This is a genomic window from Williamsia sp. SKLECPSW1, from assembly GCF_054332755.1.
The window spans coordinates 2,133,408-2,148,480 of the sequence record NZ_JBTGLI010000001.1; the positions used below are offsets into that span (position 1 = coordinate 2,133,408).

Sequence of the window (15,073 nt, forward strand, 5' to 3'; positions counted from 1 at the left end):
TCGACTACCCGCCCGGGATGACGATCGGCCCGATCCCGGGGATCTGGATCGTCGTCGGCGGCAGCCGCGGACCGGGGTCGGGTGTCGAGGGCCGCCCCTGTCCGTTGCTCACGTAGATCGTCACCGTGCTGCCCGGTACCGCGGCCCCGGTCGGCGTCGTGCTGACCACCGTGCCCGAGCTCTCCGAACTCGTCGTCGTCTGCTGGTCGACGGTGAAGCCGTTGTCCTGCAGGCGCTCCGTCGCGGCGCTCGCGGTCAGACCGACGACGTTCGGCACGCGTCCCTGACTGCTGCCCTGCACGTACCGCGGGTCGGTGGGCGGCAGCTGGGTCGGACCGAACTTGTCCGCCACCGGCAGGATCGCGTTGTACCAGGTGCGCGCTGGCTCCAGACCGCCGTAGAGGTCACCGCCGTAGCACTGGCGCAGCGGGGAGGAGCAGATGTCCTCGGGGCTGGTCGAGTCGCCGTAGATGTAGCTGGCACCGGCGAAGTGGTTGGTGAACCCGAGGAACGCCGACGAGCGGTGCGCCTCCGTGGTGCCGGTCTTGGCCGCGACCGGCAGGTTCCAGCCGGCCGCGCGTGCCGAACCGGCCGACGTGCCGCCGCTCTTGTCGTCGGAGGAGAGCGCGTTCGCGAGCGAGTTCGCCAGACCCTCCGGCACCACCTGCTCGCACTTGGGTGGGGTGAAGGCGACCTGCGTCATCTCCGGCTCGCCGTTCGAGCCGACGACCGTGTTGCCGTAGCGATCCCGCTTCTTCTGGGTGATCGAGGCGATCGGGTTCGGCGGGCACCACACACCGCCCGAGGAGAGTGTCGCCGCGACGTTGGCGAGTTCGAGCGGGTTCACCGCGTTCGGGCCGAGCGTGAACGAGCCGAAGTTCCCCTGCTTGACGTAGTCGGCAAGGCTCAGGTCCCCCTGACCGGAGGTGCCCGGCTGCGCATAGGACCGCATGCCCAGCTTGACCGCCATGTCGACGGCGGCGGGTACCCCGACCTGCTGAAGCAGCTTGACGAACGCCGTGTTGGGCGACTGCGCGAGGGCGTTCGTGATGGACATGGTGCGCGGGTACCGGCCGTCGTTCTTCACGCAGTAGGTGTTCTCGGGGCACCCGTTCACGCCGCCCGACGAGCCCATGCCCTTGGCTTGGAACGTGGTCGGGACGTCGAGGGTCGCGGAGGTGCCCAGACCCTTCTCCATGGCCGCGGCCACGGTGAAGATCTTGAAGATCGACCCGGCGCCGTCGCCGACCATCGAGTACGGCTGCGGCTGGACGGTCTGGTCGCGGTTCGTGTCGAGGCCGTACTCGCGGCTGGACGTCATGGCGAGCAGGTCGTGGGAGTTCTTGCCCGGCTTGATCACGTTCATGACGTCGGCGATGCCGTTCAGGTCGGGCGCGGCGACGGCTTGCACGGCGGACTTCGTCGCCTGCTGGACCTGCGGATCCAGTGTGGTGCGGATGGTGTAGCCGCCGCGCAGGACCGCGTCACGGCTGATCCCGTTCTCGGCCAGGAACTGCAGGGCGTAGTCGCAGAAGAACCCGCTGTCGCCGGCGGCGATGCAGCCCTGGGGCAGCGACCGCGGCTGGGGCAGCACACCGAGCGGCTTCGCCTTGTCGGCCTCAAACTCCGCCGCCCGATCGGGGAAGTTCTCCTTCATCGTCTCCAGCACCAGGTTCCGGCGGTCGGTGACGCCGGAGGGGTTGGTGTAGGGGTTCAGCGCCGAACTCGACTGCACCATGCCGGCGAGCATCGCCGACTCGGTGACGGTGAGGTCCTTGGCGGGCTTGCCGAAGTACGTCTGCGCCGCGGCCTCGATCCCGTACGCGCCGTTGCCGAACGGGACGATGTTCAGGTAGCGGGTGACGATCTCCTTCTTCGCCTCCTGCTTGGCGGCCGCGCGGTCGATGTTCTTGTCGCGCATGGCCTGATCGGTCAGCGTCTGCTCGAGCGTGAGCGCCATGCGGGCCTCGCGGAGCTTGCGCGCGGGGGTGGTCGCCGTCGCGGCCTCGCGATCGGCCTCGCTGCGGGCGAGCACCAGCAGTTGGTAGTTCTTCACGTATTGCTGGTCGAGGGTCGACGCACCCTGCTGCACCTCGCCCGACGACGAGTTCTTCAGGAAGGCGCGGATGGTGCCCTTCCAGTCGACGCCGTCGTGCTCGAGGAAGCGACGGTCCTCGATCGAGATGATCGCGCGGATCATGTCCGGCGAGATGTCGTCGTAGGCGACCTGCTGGCGGCGCTGGTCGTACAGGTAGGCGATGGGACGGCCCGTGGAGTCGGTCATCGTGGTGACCTCGGGGACGGTCCCGTCGAGCAGCTCCGACGACGAGTTCTCGACCGTCGTCGCGGCCTTGGTGGTGAGCAGCCCCAGACCGCCTGCGAACGGGAAGATCAACGCGGCGACGAGCACGCCGGCGAGCACACAGCAGCCGAGGAGCACCCACAGCGCACGGGAACGCTCGGGGCGTCGGGTGGCATCGGACACGAGCACAGGATACGGGTCTGCCCTGAGAGACCCGTCCGACGCGACGATCACGGCCGCGCGGCACGCCCGTCTCGATCGGGGTTGCACGGCGGTCCCATTTCGTACCGCCTCTGGACTTGACGCTAGCGGACGGCAATACCTAGATTGATGTACCGAATGTGACTCACGTAACAGTTGCCACCGAAAGTGACGCACGGACGACGGCAACGTGTTCGACCACCGCAGACAGGGGTTCGATGATGGCCAACGCGGCAGTTACCACCGGAGAAGCGGAAGCTCGGTTGGCGTGGGTGTCCCAGGCGCGATGCCGCGGAGGCAACCCCGACGAACTGTTCGTGCGCGGCGCCGCCCAGCGCAAGGCCGCGACCATCTGCCGCCACTGCCCCGTGCAGCTCGAGTGCGGCGCCGACGCCCTCGACAATCGCGTCGAGTTCGGCGTCTGGGGCGGCATGACGGAACGTCAGCGTCGCGCGCTCCTGCGTCAGCACCCCGAGGTCACCTCGTGGGGCGAGTTCTTCGAGCTGCAGCGTCGGCGTCACGCCGACGCCGTCTGACCGACCGCTACTCCGCGACGATCTGCTCGACGACCGCCTTCAGGGCGGTCATGTCGGCCACCTCGAACGGCAGCGACGGCACACCGACGATCGGCACCCCCGGGTGCGACGAGGTGAACCGCTGGAGGAGTTGGAGTTCGCGCCGACCGGTGGTGGTCCGCTCCGCGTGTATCGCGAGCACCGCGCGCGCGAGCGGATCGGTCGCCGACTCCAGCGCTGATCGGGCCGCATCGGCGCTGACCGACGTCAGGTTCGGGTGCGTGCGGTTGAGGATGAGACCGGCCAGCGGCATCGACTCCTCGGACAGCCGCTCGACGAAGAACGCGGCCTCCCGCAGCGCGTCGGGTTCGGCCGAGGCCACCACCACGAACTGGGTGCCGGGGCGCTTGAGCAGGTTGTAGGTCGTCGTCGCGCGGTCCTGGAACCCACCGAACATCGCGTCGAGCGACTGCACGAACGTCGACACGTCGCGCAGGGTGTCGCCGCCGACGATCGTCGAGACGCCTCGCATCGCCAGGCTGACGACTCCGGTGACCACACGGCCGACGCCGCGACCGCCGCCGAGCAACACCTTCATCAGACGCCCGCTGAGGAACGACCCGAGCCGTGCCGGTGCGTCGAGGAAGTCGAGTGCGTTCCGCGACGGCGGGGTGTCGACGACGATCAGATCCCACTTGTCGAGCGCGATCAGCTGCCCCAGCTTCTCCATCGCCATGTACTCCTGCGTGCCGGAGAACGACGTGGCCACCGTTTGGTAGAAGGGGTTGTTCATGATCGCCTCGGCGCGATCGGGCGACGAGTACTGCGTCACCATCTCGTCGAAGGTCCGCCGCATGTCGAGCATCATCGCGTCGAGCGAGCCCGCGCCCTCGATGCTGACGGGCTGCGGGGTGTTCGTCAGCTCCGTCATCCCGAGCGACTGCGCGAGGCGGCGCGCCGGGTCGATGGTGAGCACGACGACGCGGCGTCCCTGCTCGGCAGCGTGCACGGCCATCGCGGCCGCGGTGGTCGTCTTGCCGACGCCGCCGGCGCCGCAGCACACTACGACGCGGGTCGCGCTGTCGGCGAGGACGCTGCCCATCCGGAGCTTCTGGGTTGCCATGTCACGCACCTGCCTGTCGCAGCAGTGCCGCGATCTCGTAGACGCGGCCGAGGTCGACGCCGTCGTCGAAGGAGGGGATCTCGACCGCGGCGATGTCGATCTCGTCGAGTTGGGCCTTGGCCACCTGCTGGGCCTGCACCCGGCTGGCGTGCTCGATGGACTCGGTCAGCAGACCCTGCAGATCCGCGTCGGTGACGGTCAGCCCGGACGCCGTGAGCGCGTCGGCGAGTGCGGGGCCGTCGACGTCGCCCTCGGCGACCGCGTCGATCTGGTCCTCCGACAGGTGCGGCGGCGCGACGCGGTTGACGATGAGCGCCCCGACCGGGAGGTCCTTGCCGCGCAGCTCGGCGACGGCCTCGACCGTCTCCTGGATCGGCATCGCCTCGAGAAGCGTCACGAGGTGGACGACGGTGTTCTCCGAGTGCAGCAGTTGGGCGACGCCCTCGCTCTGGTTCCGGATGGGTCCGGTCTTCGTCAGATCGCGCATGGCGGTGGTGACGTCGAGGAAGTTGCCGATGCGGCCGGTCGGTGGCGCGTCGACCACGACCGCGTCGTACACGGGGCGTCCGCGGTCGTCGACGCGGATGACGCACTCCTTCACCTTGCCGGTGATGAGGACGTCGCGCAGGCCCGGCGCCACCGTGGTGACGAAGTCGATCGCGCCGATCCGCCGCATCGCGCGGCCGGCGAAACCGAGGTTGTAGAACATGTCGAGGTACTCGAGCAGGGCGTGCTCGATGTCGAGGGCGAGGCCGTGGACCTGTCCTCCGCCCTCGGCGGTCGCGATCTTGGTCTCGGTCGGCGGCAGCGGCGGCAGGTCGAAGAGTTGGGCGATGCCCTGACGGCCCTCGCACTCGACGAGAAGCACCTTCTTGCCCTCGTTCGCGAGCGCCAGGGCGAGCGCCGACGCGAGCGTCGTCTTGCCCGTGCCACCCTTCCCCGACACGAAGTGCAGACGTGCGGTGCGCGCGCTCTCGGGCCAGGCGTCACCGGACGCGGTGACGTCCTTGTGGAGATCGGTCACGCCTCGTTGCGGATCGGTCGCGGGTTGTGGGACCACGTCCCCGAGGATATCGACGCGGGAGGTGCGCTGATCACCGATCGGCGGGTGATGCGGGGCACGCCCGCCGGATAGGGTGAGCGCCATGAGTGAGCTCACCCGCTGGGAGTACGCGACCGTCCCCCTGCTGACCCACGCCACGAAGCAGATCCTCGACACGTGGGGCACCGACGGGTGGGAACTGGTGAGTGTTCTTCCCGGCCCGACCGGTGAGCAGCACGTCGCCTACCTCAAGCGCCCGAAGGGCTGAGCGGTGAGCTGGTCGCAGCGGCTGTCCGAGCTCGGCATCGAGCTGCCCAAGGTCGTCGCGCCGCTCGGGGTCTACTACCCCGCGGTGCAGACGGGGTCGCTCGTCTACACCTCCGGTCAGCTCCCGATGGCCGACGGTGAGCTGACCCTGCACGGCAAGGTGTCCGACGGCGCCGAGGGCGTCATCCGTCCCGAGCAGGCGACCGAGGCCGCTCGGCTGTGCGCGCTGAACGCACTCGCCGCGGTCCATGGACTCGTCGGCATCGATTCGGTCGTGCGCGTCGTCAAGGTAGTCGGCTTCGTCGCGTCGGCGCCCGGGTTCACCGGGCAGCCCGGTGTGCTCAACGGCGCATCGGACCTGATCGGCGAGATCTTCGGGACCGCCGGCCATCACGCGCGGTCGGCTGTCGGTGTCGCCGAACTGCCCCTCGGCGCACCCGTCGAGGTGGAACTGATCGTCGAGGTCGCGGCCGACTGAACACCGTCGATCAGTTCGAGCGCAGATAGGTCAGCTGCACCTTGACCGACATGCGGGCCGCAGGCCAGAGCTTCTTGTCCACGTCGCGATAGACCTTGCGCACGACCCGCATCGGCTTGGCCGCGTCCGGGGTCGTACCCATCTCGGTCAGCGCACGGCGGATCTCGTCGAGACGGTCCTCCCGATGCTTCTTGTAGTAGCGGGCGATCGGGATCAGCTCAGGGTGATCGGGTCCGTGGCCGGGGAGGAGGGCGCAACCGTCGCCCTCCACGATGAGTCGGTTCAGGGAATGGAGGTAATCCTCCAGTGTCCCGTCCGTCGGGTCGAGGACGGTCGTCCCGGCGCCCAGGATGGTGTCGCCGGTGACCATCGCTCGTCCGAGCACTCTCGGTGGCTCGGCGACGATCACGGACGGATCGCCGTGTGCCATGTGTTCGACGAGAAAGCTCGTCGAGTCGGCCGTGTGGCCGGGTGTGAGGAGAACGGTGATCCGTAGACCTGCAACCTCGATGATCTCCCTGTCCGAGAGTGGCGCGGCACCGCGGCAGAACTCGGCGGTGCGTGCGCGCACCGGTGCCTTCGTCATCTTCCGGAACCGCTTCACGGCGTCGGTGTGGTCGCCGTGGCGGTGTGTGATCAGTACGAGTGCGATTTCTCCGGCGTCGGCGACGGCGGAGAGGTGGTCGCGATGGCGGCGGGGCCCGGGATCGACGACGACACATTCCCGGCTCCCGGGGGCCTGCAGTATCCACGTGTTGGTGCCGTCGAGTTCCATCATCCCCGGGTTGTCGCACAGGATCACCGAGGCGAAATCGGATACTGCGCGGCGGATCCCATAGGCGGGATGCTGCGATGTGCCCATTCGCCGGAGCGTACCTCCGATCGGTCGGGGAATGTCTGTGTCACAGGGCCACAACCTCACCTTGTCAGTGCACAACGGTTTGCCACTTCCGCTGAGGCGAGCACGACGCGCACCATCGAGAGGTCAGCACATCCGTTGTCGAGGAGGAGGTGAGCGACGTGGGAACCATGAACCGGCCCGGCGTCGCGCAGTGGCTCGGTTACGTCGTCGGCAGGACTCTCCCGCCGGAGCAGATCGACTGGGTGCGCAACGATCTGACGGGACCGCACGCCGCCGTTCGACACATACTGCGGAATGAATTGGTGTTCTCGCCGTTCTTCGTCGCGGCGTTGTTCCTCCCGGGGCCGTGGGTGCTCCGCCTCGCGACGTTGGCGCTCGGTGCCATCCTCGGCACCTTCTACACCGTCGCGTACATGAAGCCGCAACGAGAGGGGCGGCTGAGGGCGCACGGACTCCCGTCGGATCTGATGACGTCGCACGAGCGGTCGCGCCACGACGCCGAGCGGCGCAGCTTCGAGCATGAATATCGGACCGTGTCGTGAGACTGACGCATGTCGACGCAGCCGAGATCCTGGATTCTCGTGGGGCACCCACCGTCAGCGTGTCGGTGACGGACGGGTCGGGGCGACGATTCGTCGCGGGTGTGCCCGCCGGTGCGTCGACCGGGTCGCGAGAGGCCGTGGAGGTCCGCGACGGCGACCTTGACCGTTTCGGAGGCCGCGGTGTGACGACAGCGGTGAGAAATGTCCAGACGGAGATCCGCGATCTGCTGACCAGTCGCGAGTGGTCGGACCTGCAGCAGGTGGACCGCGCCCTGTGCAGGTTGGACGGTACGCCGAACAAGTCGCGTCTCGGTGCCAACGCGATCGTCGGGGTGTCGATGGCTGCGGCCAGAGCGTTCGCGCGTGATGCGTCTGTCCCGCTCTACCGGTTCCTCTCGCCGGACGACACCCAGCCCTGTCTGCCGGTCCCCCACTTCAACGTCCTGAACGGCGGCGCCCACGCCGACAACGGACTGGCCTTCCAGGAGTTCATGATCGCCCCTCTGGGTGCGACCGACTACTCGGAGGGGCTGCGGTGGGGTGCGGAGGTGTACGCGGCGTTGCGGTCCGAACTTCGCCGTGCCGGGCTGTCCTCGGGTCTCGGGGACGAGGGCGGTTTCGCGCCGGCGATCGACGACCCCCTCGAGGCGTGCGGGCTTCTCGTGGGAGCCGTCGAGTCCGCCGGACTGTCGGTCGGCCGCGACGGTGTGTGCATCGCGATCGATCCCGCGGCGAACGGCTTCCACGACGGTGACACCTACGAGGTGGCCGGACAGAGGTTGTCCTCGTCCGACCTCGTCGATCTCTACGCGGATCTGGTCGACGCCTTTCCGATCTGGTCGATCGAGGACGGATGCGCGGAGGGCGATGATGACGGCTGGAAGTTGCTCACCGAGCGCCTGGGGAACTCGGTCCAGATCGTCGGTGACGACATCTTCGTGACCGACGCGGAGACCATCGCTGCCGCAGCCGACGCGGGTGTGGCGAACGCGGCCCTCATCAAGGTCAACCAGATCGGGACCGTCTCCGAGACGTCAGCTGCGTTGGCCGTGTGCCGAGACCGCGGCTTCGCGGCCATGATCAGTCACCGGTCCGGCGAGACCCCGGACGCGTTCATCGCCGACCTGGCGGTGGCGAGCGGATGCGGCCAGCTGAAGTCGGGCGCGCCGGCCAGGGGGGAGCGTGTGTCCAAGTACAACCGCCTGCTCGAGATCGCCGCGTCGGAACCGTCATTCGGCTACGGGTGCCTCTCCTGAGGAGTTCGCGCGCTCGGTTGGTGCTGGCGCGACACGGCGAGAGTGTCGCGAATGCGGCTGGGGTGTTCACCGGATGGCTCGACGTGTCGCTCTCCGCTCGCGGGCGCGTCGACGCCGGCCACCTCGGGCGGACGTTGGTCGACGCCGGGATCATCCCCGAGGTCGTGTACACGTCGACTCTGGCGAGGTGCTCGGAGACCGCGGCGTCGGTCGTGGGCGAGATCGGCCGGGTCGGCGGGGGTGTCACGATCGAGCACCGCCGCGATCTCGACGAGAGGCACTACGGCTCGCTCACGGGGAGATCGAAGTCGCAGGTGCACGCGGAGGTCGGGGACACGCTGTTCGGGGAGTTCTGCAACTCCCTGTCCACGCCACCACCACCGTTGACTGCGGTGGATCTCGCCCGCCTGACACGTGATCGATGGCCGTGCGATCGCCTGTCCACACTGGGGGTTCTCAGCGAGAGCCTCGGTGACGTCGTGGTCAGGACGCGACGTGTGTGGGAGCACGAGGTGCGCTCCGACCTCGAGGCGGGCAGGACTGTCGTTGTCGTCGGCCATGGCAATTCGCTGCGTGCGCTGATGGTCACCATCGACACGCTCGATCAGACCGAACTCTCGCGATGCCGTGTGGCAACAGGCGTTCCGCTGGTGTACGACTTCGACGCCGACATGCGGCCTGTTGTTCGCGGAGGTCGGCTCATCGGCGGCGCCGAACACGCCGGGGATCGTGGTGTCGTCCTCTGAGCGGTCGCCCTCTCAGTGGCCGCTAGGGCTGCCCCAGTCGAACGCCTCGATCGACCATCGACCGCCGTCGACTGCGATGATGTGGCAGGACCCAGGCGCTATCGGTTCCGGAATCGCTGTGCCGGCAATCGCTTCCAGGATCGGACGCAACACGGCGTCGTGGCTGACCAGGACCACGGGTCCGTCGTCCGAACTCCTCGCGGCGTCCTCCACCGCGGGCCATGACCGCGCGAGGACGTCTGCCCGCGGCTCGACCCCCGGTGCGGAGTCGATCTGTCCGAACCGTTCGATGACCTCCGAACGCAGCACACCGGTCCAGCGGCCGTAGTCACGGTCGTTCAACCGTGCGTCGGAATGCTGCTCGACGCCACACACCGTGGCGACGATGTGTCCGGTCCGCACCGCGCGGTCCAGCGGACTCGTCCACACGGCGGAGGGGGCCGCGCGGACGATCAGCTCTGCCGCGGATTGCGCCTGTGCCACACCGACATCGTCGAGTTCGGGGTCGGCGAGACCGCGGAGCCTGTCCTCGGCGTTGAGGACGGTGCGTCCGTGCCGGACCAAGATGAGCCGGGTCATCGATCATCCTCGTCGGTGTCGCGTGGCACCACGAGGGTGGGGAGGTCGTGGCGACCTATCAGGTCGTGCATGACCGACGGAGACCCGAGCGACTCCAGGAAGGAGCGCAGGCCACTGTGCGGTGATCCCACGACGACCATCAGCGCGGCGCTGTCGTGTGCGACTTCCGTGAGAAGCCGTGCGGGGTCGCCGTGGGCGCAGTGATAGGTCCACCCTCTGGTGACGCCGGCGAGTGCGGATATCGCGTCGTGCGCCTGTCGGTCCAGTGCTCGGCGGACCTCGTCCTCCCAATCCGGTGAGTCAGGGTCGACGGGGAGGTCGTCGATGTCGACGATGTGCACGACGTGCAGGTGGGCGTCGAGCCGGGCGGCGAGGTCGATCGCGAACGTGAGTGCCGACCCGCTGGCGGACTCGTGGTCCCATCCGACCACCAACGACGTCGTGGTGCTCTCGTGTCCGGTTCCGCTCGTCACGGTTCGATGGCGTTCGATGTCGAGAGGTGGGTTGCCGTTCACAGTGCGGTCCTTCCTGATGCCCAATCGGTCCTCACAGCGCGGACGCCGCGAACAGGCCTGCTGCGCAGGAGACCAGCGATGCGCCGAGCGTCAGGACGATGTTGATCGCGGCAGCGGAATGCTCCCGCTGTTGCACGAGCCGGACGCTCTCGAAACTGGCTGTGCTGAATGTCGTGTAGCCGCCGCAGAAACCGGTACCGAGCACGGTCTGCCACGCGGGTGCCGCGGCGTGGAACATCGCGACCCCCGCCAGGACACCCAGGACGAACGATCCGCTGACGTTGATGCCGATCGTCGCCCACGGCACGGTCGACTTCCACCGCGATTTCATCTCGGCATCGACGACGAAGCGTGCGACCGCACCGACGGCGCCGGCGAGGACGGTGAGCACGACGGTCACGACCCGGCCTCCGATCGTCGGGCCACGGAGGCGGCGAGGACGATGCCGAGCCAGGCGGCGACGATGCCCCCGATGACACTGCCGATCGCATACCCGGCAGCAGTGGCCGTCGCACCGTCACGGGCGAGAAGCGATGTCTCGAGAGCCAGTGTGCTGTAGGTGGTGAAGGCGCCACACCCGCCGGTCCCGACGAGCACGCGCGCTCGTCGTCGCCATCCGGAATCGGGACCCAGCCGGGTGAGGGATTCCAGCAGGGCGCCCAGGAGGGCAGCGCCGACCAGGTTGATCACGAAGGTGCCGGTGGGCCAACCGACTCCCCTGTGCGGGAGAAGCAGCTCTACCCCGTAGCGCGAAGCTGTGCCCACCGCGCCGCCCACCAGGACGAGGAGCAGTGCCTCGCCCGTCAGGTGGAATCGCCGACCCGGCGGAGCCTCGGAGTCGGGATCGATCGGAAGAGAATCGAACCGCCCGGGGTCATCTCGAACCATCTGCCCACCCGTCATCGACCTGGGTAGGAACCATCAGCCGTCCGGCGGGTCGAGCATGTGCTCCGGCGGGATCCATCGCCGTGGTGAACACCTTAGCGCGATTCCTTGCCCCTCCTGCCGCGGCCGTACGCGCTGAGATACTTCGCCCTGCGCGCGCGGACGATGTCGCGACGGGTCGATGGGTCCTCCGTGGTCTTCCGGTCGAAGCGGTAGAACCCGTAAGCGCCTCCGAAGAGCCCGACCGTGACGATCGCCATGACCACCCAGAAGACCGTCTCGCCGCCCGCCAGGGCCATCAGCGCCAGGCAGGACGTCACCATCCCGGCCATTGCCATCGTGATGGCCGCCCACATCACCGGGACGGTCCGCCGCTCACGCTGGAGGCGACGCTGGGTCTCGCTCATGGCTGTGTCCTCTCGACAGGGTGTCGCTGTGGATCCGGTCAGTATGCCCGCTCAGGCGGGCAGGAAGACTCGTCCTGTGATCGTCCCGCGGATGGTGTGGGTGGCGACTGTTGCCCAGGCGCCGAGCAGGACCACGTACAGGGCGACCGCCATCGCGTGGATCACCGAGATGCCGGCTGCGGTGCCGAGGGCGGTCGCGCCGGTGACGCAGGTGCCGACGGGGAAGGTGAAGCTCCACCAGGTGAGCGAGAAGCTCAGGCCGCGGCGTGCTGCGTGCACGGTGAGCATGGTGGCGAGTGCGAACATCAGGATCCCGAAGCCGCCCATGGCGAATCCGTAGGCGATGCCGAACACGTGCAGTCCGGTCGCGACGATGGCCTGCTTCCCGACGAACACCGTTGCCGCGTGGGTGCCGAGCAGGTTGGTGGCGGTGATCGACTGGCCGATCATCCCGAGGGTGATCCACACGGTCGGGGCGGCCTGGACTGCGGGCATCCCGCCGTGGACGAGCCGTGAGTAGATCATCGTCATGGTGATCATCCCGAGGAACAGGCTCAGGCCGAACATGGCGTAGCAGGCCGCGATCAGGGCCAGTCGCGGCTGGCCTGCGGGGACGTGGTCGAGCAGGAGCGCACCGGTCGACGCCGAGACCATCGGGGGGACGATCGGCATCAGCCAGGCCGGCAGGGCCATGGCCGAGTCGTGGTCGTGGGTGGTGATCATGCGGAAGGGGATCCACACGCTGGTCGCCAGGCCGGTGAGTGTGCCCGCGGTCCACAGGACCGCGTCGATCCACACCGCGGCACTCGAGCCGATGAGTGGCGGTCCCAGAGTGATGGCCCCGGCCCCGACGGTGAGCATCGCCATGGGTGGCGCGCCGTAGAACTGCGACATCACCGGGTGTGCGGCGTGGGCGCGGGCGTGACCGCGGTGCAGCGTCCAGTGCGCGGCGAAGGCGACGGTCAGCGCGACCAGCGCGGTCGAGGCGATGAGCCACACCACGGTGGCGAAGGTGTGCAGGCCGGTGACCTGCAGCGGCAGGGTGGCGGCCGCGTTCGCGACGATGCCGGTCCCCATCACCGAGGCGTACCAATTGGGGGTGATGTGCTCGAGCATCTGGCCGGGTCGACCGAGATCGCCGAACACGCGGGGCAGCCGCTGCGGCGCGGACGCGGCTCGGCGTGCGGGACGGGCCGTCGTCAGCAGATGGGAGCGTGTGGCGGTGGTCATGCAACAAGTCTCGGCGCGCGCCATCCGCGCAGGTAGAGACCGCGGCGTTGTCAGGTCACAAACTCAGGTTGTGGCTGGGGGCCGGTGCAGGGTGAGCCGGCCCCACGAGTTGTTCACGTACCCCTTGGGGTTCCACAGCTCGGCCGCCGAGGCCGGTTGCGTGGCCGCGGCGCCGTCCCAGGCGCGGACACACAGCTCCACCTCGGGCGCGTCGAGCGGTACGACCGCCGACCAATGGCGCCACGCCCACCGGCCCTGCGACTCCGCGAGTTCCGCCTCGATCCACGTCGCGCCGTCGTCGGTGGACACCTGCACGCGCGAGACCGCTCGGTCGTCGCCGGCGAACGCGTACCCACCGACCCGCACCTCGTCCCCGTGGATGGTCGTCGTCGGGTCGGGATGGAGGAAGTCGCAGTTGAGCGCGACCGACGAGAGTGAGATCCCGTCGCCCGGTCCCGCCGAGTCGGGGTCGGCGTCGGAGGGGAGCACCCGATAGGCGACACGTTGGAACCAGTTGTCGGACGGGCTGTCTCGCAGCGTGATCTCGTCGACCCACTTGACGGATCGCGCTCCGATGTAACCGGGCACGACCACGCGTACGGGGCCGCCGTGCACCCGGGGGAGCGGTTGCCCGTTCATACCCCACGCCAGCAGCGTCTCCGCCGACATCGCCTTGGTCAGCTCGATCGAGCTGCCGTACCGCTGTGGCGGTGTCGCCAGATCGGAGACGTCGGGGCCGACGAACTCGACGTGGCCCGGGGTGTTCTCCTCGACGCCGCACGATCGGAGTAGATCGGCCAGGGCCACGCCGTTCCACCGTGCGGTCGACGTCGCGCACTGGGTCCACGGGTCCTCGCCGGGGATCTCGCGTACCGCCATGAGTCCGGCGCGCCGGTTGCCGGCGCACTGCAACGTCGCGACGACGGAGATCTCGTCGAACTCCTCTCGGAGCTCGACGAGCGAGAACGAGCGGCTCATCCCGTGGCCGTCGGCCACCGTGAGCCGCCACCCGGCCGGATCGATGTCGGGGATCGGGCCGTGGTTGCGGCTGTAGAACACGTCCTCGTCGGTGAGGAATCCCTCGGCGAGCGCGGTGGGCGTCGGTTCGGCGTTGTAGGGCTCGGTCTCGTGTACGACCGTGTCGGCGCGCTTGTTCCACATGGTCAGATCATCTCCCCGTTCTGCGGATCGTGTGCGTGCTGTGGCCGATGTGCTCCACGAGATCGCGGGCGGGACCGGCGGGTGGGGTCGCCCCTCCCAGCCAGATCGCACGCAACGGCCGGTGCAGGTCGAGTCCCGCCGTCCGGACACACACGAGGCGACCCATCGCGAGGTCGTCCTCGACGGCCAGTCGACTGATCACCGCGGGCCCGGTCCCGGCCGCGGCGGCAGCGCGCACCCCCGACGCGGTCGGCATCTCGGCGGCGGGGGCGACGGGCGTGCGGTCCGGGCCGTTCACGGTCCGCAGCGCGGCGTCGAGGAACAGCCGAGTCCCCGACCCGGCCTCGCGGGTGATGAGGGGTGTGCGAGCGAGGGTCGCCGCGTCGACGGTGGTCTCGGGCGCGGCCCATGGATGCGTCGGCGCGACGACCACCACCAATTCGTCGTGGGCGACCACCCGGTCGCGCACGTCCGACGGCACGTCCGGTGCCTCGACGAAGCCGAGGTCGGCTCGACCGCCACGAACCGCGTCGACGGCGCCGTCGCTGTTGCTCGCGGTGAGGGTCACCTCGGGCGGGGTCAGGCCCGCATCGACGGCGGCCGCGCGTGAGGACACCAACCATCGCGGCAGGAGCTGCTCGGCGATCGTCTGGCTGGCGACCACGGTGAGGTGGTCACGCGACTCCCCGCGGATGCCGGCCAGGCCGGTGTCGACGCGATGGGCGGCGGCGAGCACCGCGGTGCCCCACTCGGCGACCAGGGCCCCGTGCTCGGTGAGGGTCGATCCCCGAGGAGATCGCCGCACCAGTACGACGCCGGTCTGGGCCTCCATCGACCGAACTCGTGCCGAGGCCGCCTGCTGCGTCATCCCGAACTCGCGTCCGGCAGCACCGAGACTGCCGGTGCGGGCGACGGCGGCGAGCAGTTCGAGCGCGGCGAGATCGGGCATGCGGGGGCTCAGC

At 69.0% G+C, this 15,073-nt stretch carries 18 protein-coding genes and 1 riboswitch; of the genes, 6 read left to right on the forward strand and 12 right to left on the reverse strand.

Features of this window, described 5'->3' with window-relative positions; all coding sequences use genetic code 11:
* Nucleotides 1-4: 4 nt before the first annotated feature.
* Nucleotides 5-2,485, reverse strand: coding sequence for a penicillin-binding protein (locus ACXVUM_RS09945; RefSeq protein ID WP_458521649.1), 2,481 nt, complete (start codon nucleotides 2,483-2,485; stop codon nucleotides 5-7).
* A 239-nt stretch (nucleotides 2,486-2,724) separates the two neighbouring features.
* On the opposite strand from ACXVUM_RS09945, the gene ACXVUM_RS09950 reads away from it, so the two are divergent.
* Nucleotides 2,725-3,039 carry a WhiB family transcriptional regulator gene (locus ACXVUM_RS09950; protein WP_458521650.1) on the forward strand — a complete coding sequence of 105 codons (315 nt, stop codon included), beginning with the start codon at nucleotides 2,725-2,727 and terminating at the stop codon, nucleotides 3,037-3,039.
* Between the two features lie 7 nt (nucleotides 3,040-3,046).
* On the opposite strand, the gene ACXVUM_RS09955 is transcribed toward ACXVUM_RS09950, so the two are convergent.
* Nucleotides 3,047-4,141, reverse strand: a complete 1,095-nt coding sequence (locus ACXVUM_RS09955; RefSeq protein WP_253655821.1) for an ArsA family ATPase — start codon at nucleotides 4,139-4,141, stop codon at nucleotides 3,047-3,049.
* Between the two features lies 1 nt (nucleotide 4,142).
* Nucleotides 4,143-5,165: an ArsA family ATPase gene (locus ACXVUM_RS09960; RefSeq protein ID WP_253655820.1), complete on the reverse strand. Its 1,023-nt coding sequence runs from the start codon at nucleotides 5,163-5,165 to the stop codon at nucleotides 4,143-4,145.
* A 121-nt stretch (nucleotides 5,166-5,286) separates the two neighbouring features.
* On the opposite strand from ACXVUM_RS09960, the gene ACXVUM_RS09965 reads away from it, so the two are divergent.
* Together ACXVUM_RS09965 and ACXVUM_RS09970 are read left to right on the forward strand one after the other, a co-directional pair.
* Nucleotides 5,287-5,451: a DUF4177 domain-containing protein gene (locus tag ACXVUM_RS09965; RefSeq protein WP_253655819.1), complete on the forward strand. Its 165-nt coding sequence runs from the start codon at nucleotides 5,287-5,289 to the stop codon at nucleotides 5,449-5,451.
* Between the two features lie 3 nt (nucleotides 5,452-5,454).
* On the forward strand, nucleotides 5,455-5,928 hold the full coding sequence (locus tag ACXVUM_RS09970; protein WP_253655818.1) for a RidA family protein: 474 nt from the start codon (nucleotides 5,455-5,457) through the stop codon (nucleotides 5,926-5,928).
* A 10-nt stretch (nucleotides 5,929-5,938) separates the two neighbouring features.
* On the opposite strand, the gene ACXVUM_RS09975 is transcribed toward ACXVUM_RS09970, so the two are convergent.
* Complete coding sequence (locus tag ACXVUM_RS09975; protein WP_253655817.1) at nucleotides 5,939-6,790, reverse strand: MBL fold metallo-hydrolase; 852 nt, start codon at nucleotides 6,788-6,790, stop codon at nucleotides 5,939-5,941.
* A gap of 149 nt (nucleotides 6,791-6,939) precedes the next feature.
* Here ACXVUM_RS09975 and ACXVUM_RS09980 point away from each other — a divergent pair, with 149 nt between their 5' ends.
* From ACXVUM_RS09980 to ACXVUM_RS09990, 3 genes are read left to right on the forward strand one after another with little or no spacing between them, the layout of a single operon-like run.
* Entirely contained in the window at nucleotides 6,940-7,332 is a 393-nt protein-coding gene (locus tag ACXVUM_RS09980; RefSeq protein WP_253655816.1) for a DUF5313 family protein, read from the forward strand.
* Nucleotides 7,329-8,588, forward strand: coding sequence for a phosphopyruvate hydratase (eno, locus tag ACXVUM_RS09985; RefSeq protein WP_253655815.1), 1,260 nt, complete (start codon nucleotides 7,329-7,331; stop codon nucleotides 8,586-8,588). The genes ACXVUM_RS09980 and eno overlap by 4 nt, the downstream gene beginning before the upstream one ends.
* Nucleotides 8,474-9,334, forward strand: a complete 861-nt coding sequence (locus tag ACXVUM_RS09990) for a 2,3-bisphosphoglycerate-dependent phosphoglycerate mutase (protein WP_301284723.1) — start codon at nucleotides 8,474-8,476, stop codon at nucleotides 9,332-9,334. Before eno ends, ACXVUM_RS09990 begins: the two co-directional genes overlap by 115 nt.
* A gap of 12 nt (nucleotides 9,335-9,346) precedes the next feature.
* Here the strand turns inward: ACXVUM_RS09990 and ACXVUM_RS09995 are convergent, their stop codons facing one another.
* The 8 genes from ACXVUM_RS09995 to ACXVUM_RS10030 all read right to left on the reverse strand — a co-directional run bounded on the left by ACXVUM_RS09995 (nucleotide 9,347) and on the right by ACXVUM_RS10030 (nucleotide 15,060).
* Nucleotides 9,347-9,913, reverse strand: a complete 567-nt coding sequence (locus tag ACXVUM_RS09995; RefSeq protein WP_253655813.1) for a histidine phosphatase family protein — start codon at nucleotides 9,911-9,913, stop codon at nucleotides 9,347-9,349.
* A complete protein-coding gene (locus ACXVUM_RS10000) occupies nucleotides 9,910-10,386 on the reverse strand; it encodes a universal stress protein (protein ID WP_253655812.1) in 477 nt (158 codons plus the stop codon). The genes ACXVUM_RS09995 and ACXVUM_RS10000 overlap by 4 nt, the downstream gene beginning before the upstream one ends.
* Before the next feature lie 73 nt (nucleotides 10,387-10,459).
* The gene (gene crcB / locus ACXVUM_RS10005; RefSeq protein ID WP_253655811.1) at nucleotides 10,460-10,828 is read right to left on the reverse strand and encodes a fluoride efflux transporter CrcB; all 369 of its coding nucleotides are present in this window, start codon (nucleotides 10,826-10,828) and stop codon (nucleotides 10,460-10,462) included.
* Nucleotides 10,825-11,316: a fluoride efflux transporter FluC gene (locus ACXVUM_RS10010; protein WP_253655810.1), complete on the reverse strand. Its 492-nt coding sequence runs from the start codon at nucleotides 11,314-11,316 to the stop codon at nucleotides 10,825-10,827. The genes crcB and ACXVUM_RS10010 overlap by 4 nt, the downstream gene beginning before the upstream one ends.
* Nucleotides 11,317-11,333: 17 nt before the next feature.
* Nucleotides 11,334-11,405: riboswitch (Fluoride riboswitch) on the reverse strand.
* Nucleotides 11,406-11,408: 3 nt separating this feature from the next.
* Nucleotides 11,409-11,720 (reverse strand): hypothetical protein, encoded by a 312-nt coding sequence (locus ACXVUM_RS10015; RefSeq protein WP_253655809.1) that lies wholly within the window; start codon nucleotides 11,718-11,720, stop codon nucleotides 11,409-11,411.
* Between the two features lie 51 nt (nucleotides 11,721-11,771).
* On the reverse strand, nucleotides 11,772-12,950 hold the full coding sequence (locus ACXVUM_RS10020; RefSeq protein WP_458521651.1) for a TDT family transporter: 1,179 nt from the start codon (nucleotides 12,948-12,950) through the stop codon (nucleotides 11,772-11,774).
* A gap of 63 nt (nucleotides 12,951-13,013) precedes the next feature.
* Entirely contained in the window at nucleotides 13,014-14,111 is a 1,098-nt protein-coding gene (locus tag ACXVUM_RS10025; RefSeq protein WP_253655807.1) for a sulfite oxidase, read from the reverse strand.
* A 7-nt stretch (nucleotides 14,112-14,118) separates the two neighbouring features.
* Nucleotides 14,119-15,060 carry a LysR family transcriptional regulator gene (locus ACXVUM_RS10030; RefSeq protein WP_253655969.1) on the reverse strand — a complete coding sequence of 314 codons (942 nt, stop codon included), beginning with the start codon at nucleotides 15,058-15,060 and terminating at the stop codon, nucleotides 14,119-14,121.
* Nucleotides 15,061-15,073 lie beyond the last annotated feature (13 nt).

Bases quoted from the DNA above. Each gene is read 5' to 3' on its own strand.
- ACXVUM_RS09950 (WP_458521650.1), top strand. From the start codon at position 2,725: ATGGCCAACGCGGCAGTTACCACCGGAGAAGCGGAAGCTCGGTTGGCG.
- ACXVUM_RS09955 (WP_253655821.1), bottom strand. From the start codon at position 4,141: ATGGCAACCCAGAAGCTCCGGATGGGCAGCGTCCTCGCCGACAGCGCG.
- ACXVUM_RS09965 (WP_253655819.1), top strand. From the start codon at position 5,287: ATGAGTGAGCTCACCCGCTGGGAGTACGCGACCGTCCCCCTGCTGACC.
- ACXVUM_RS09975 (WP_253655817.1), bottom strand. From the start codon at position 6,790: ATGGGCACATCGCAGCATCCCGCCTATGGGATCCGCCGCGCAGTATCC.
- ACXVUM_RS09990 (WP_301284723.1), top strand. From the start codon at position 8,474: ATGCGGCCAGCTGAAGTCGGGCGCGCCGGCCAGGGGGGAGCGTGTGTC.
- ACXVUM_RS09995 (WP_253655813.1), bottom strand. From the start codon at position 9,913: ATGACCCGGCTCATCTTGGTCCGGCACGGACGCACCGTCCTCAACGCC.
- ACXVUM_RS10010 (WP_253655810.1), bottom strand. From the start codon at position 11,316: ATGGTTCGAGATGACCCCGGGCGGTTCGATTCTCTTCCGATCGATCCC.
- ACXVUM_RS10015 (WP_253655809.1), bottom strand. From the start codon at position 11,720: ATGAGCGAGACCCAGCGTCGCCTCCAGCGTGAGCGGCGGACCGTCCCG.
- ACXVUM_RS10020 (WP_458521651.1), bottom strand. From the start codon at position 12,950: ATGACCACCGCCACACGCTCCCATCTGCTGACGACGGCCCGTCCCGCA.
- ACXVUM_RS10025 (WP_253655807.1), bottom strand. From the start codon at position 14,111: ATGTGGAACAAGCGCGCCGACACGGTCGTACACGAGACCGAGCCCTAC.
- ACXVUM_RS10030 (WP_253655969.1), bottom strand. From the start codon at position 15,060: ATGCCCGATCTCGCCGCGCTCGAACTGCTCGCCGCCGTCGCCCGCACC.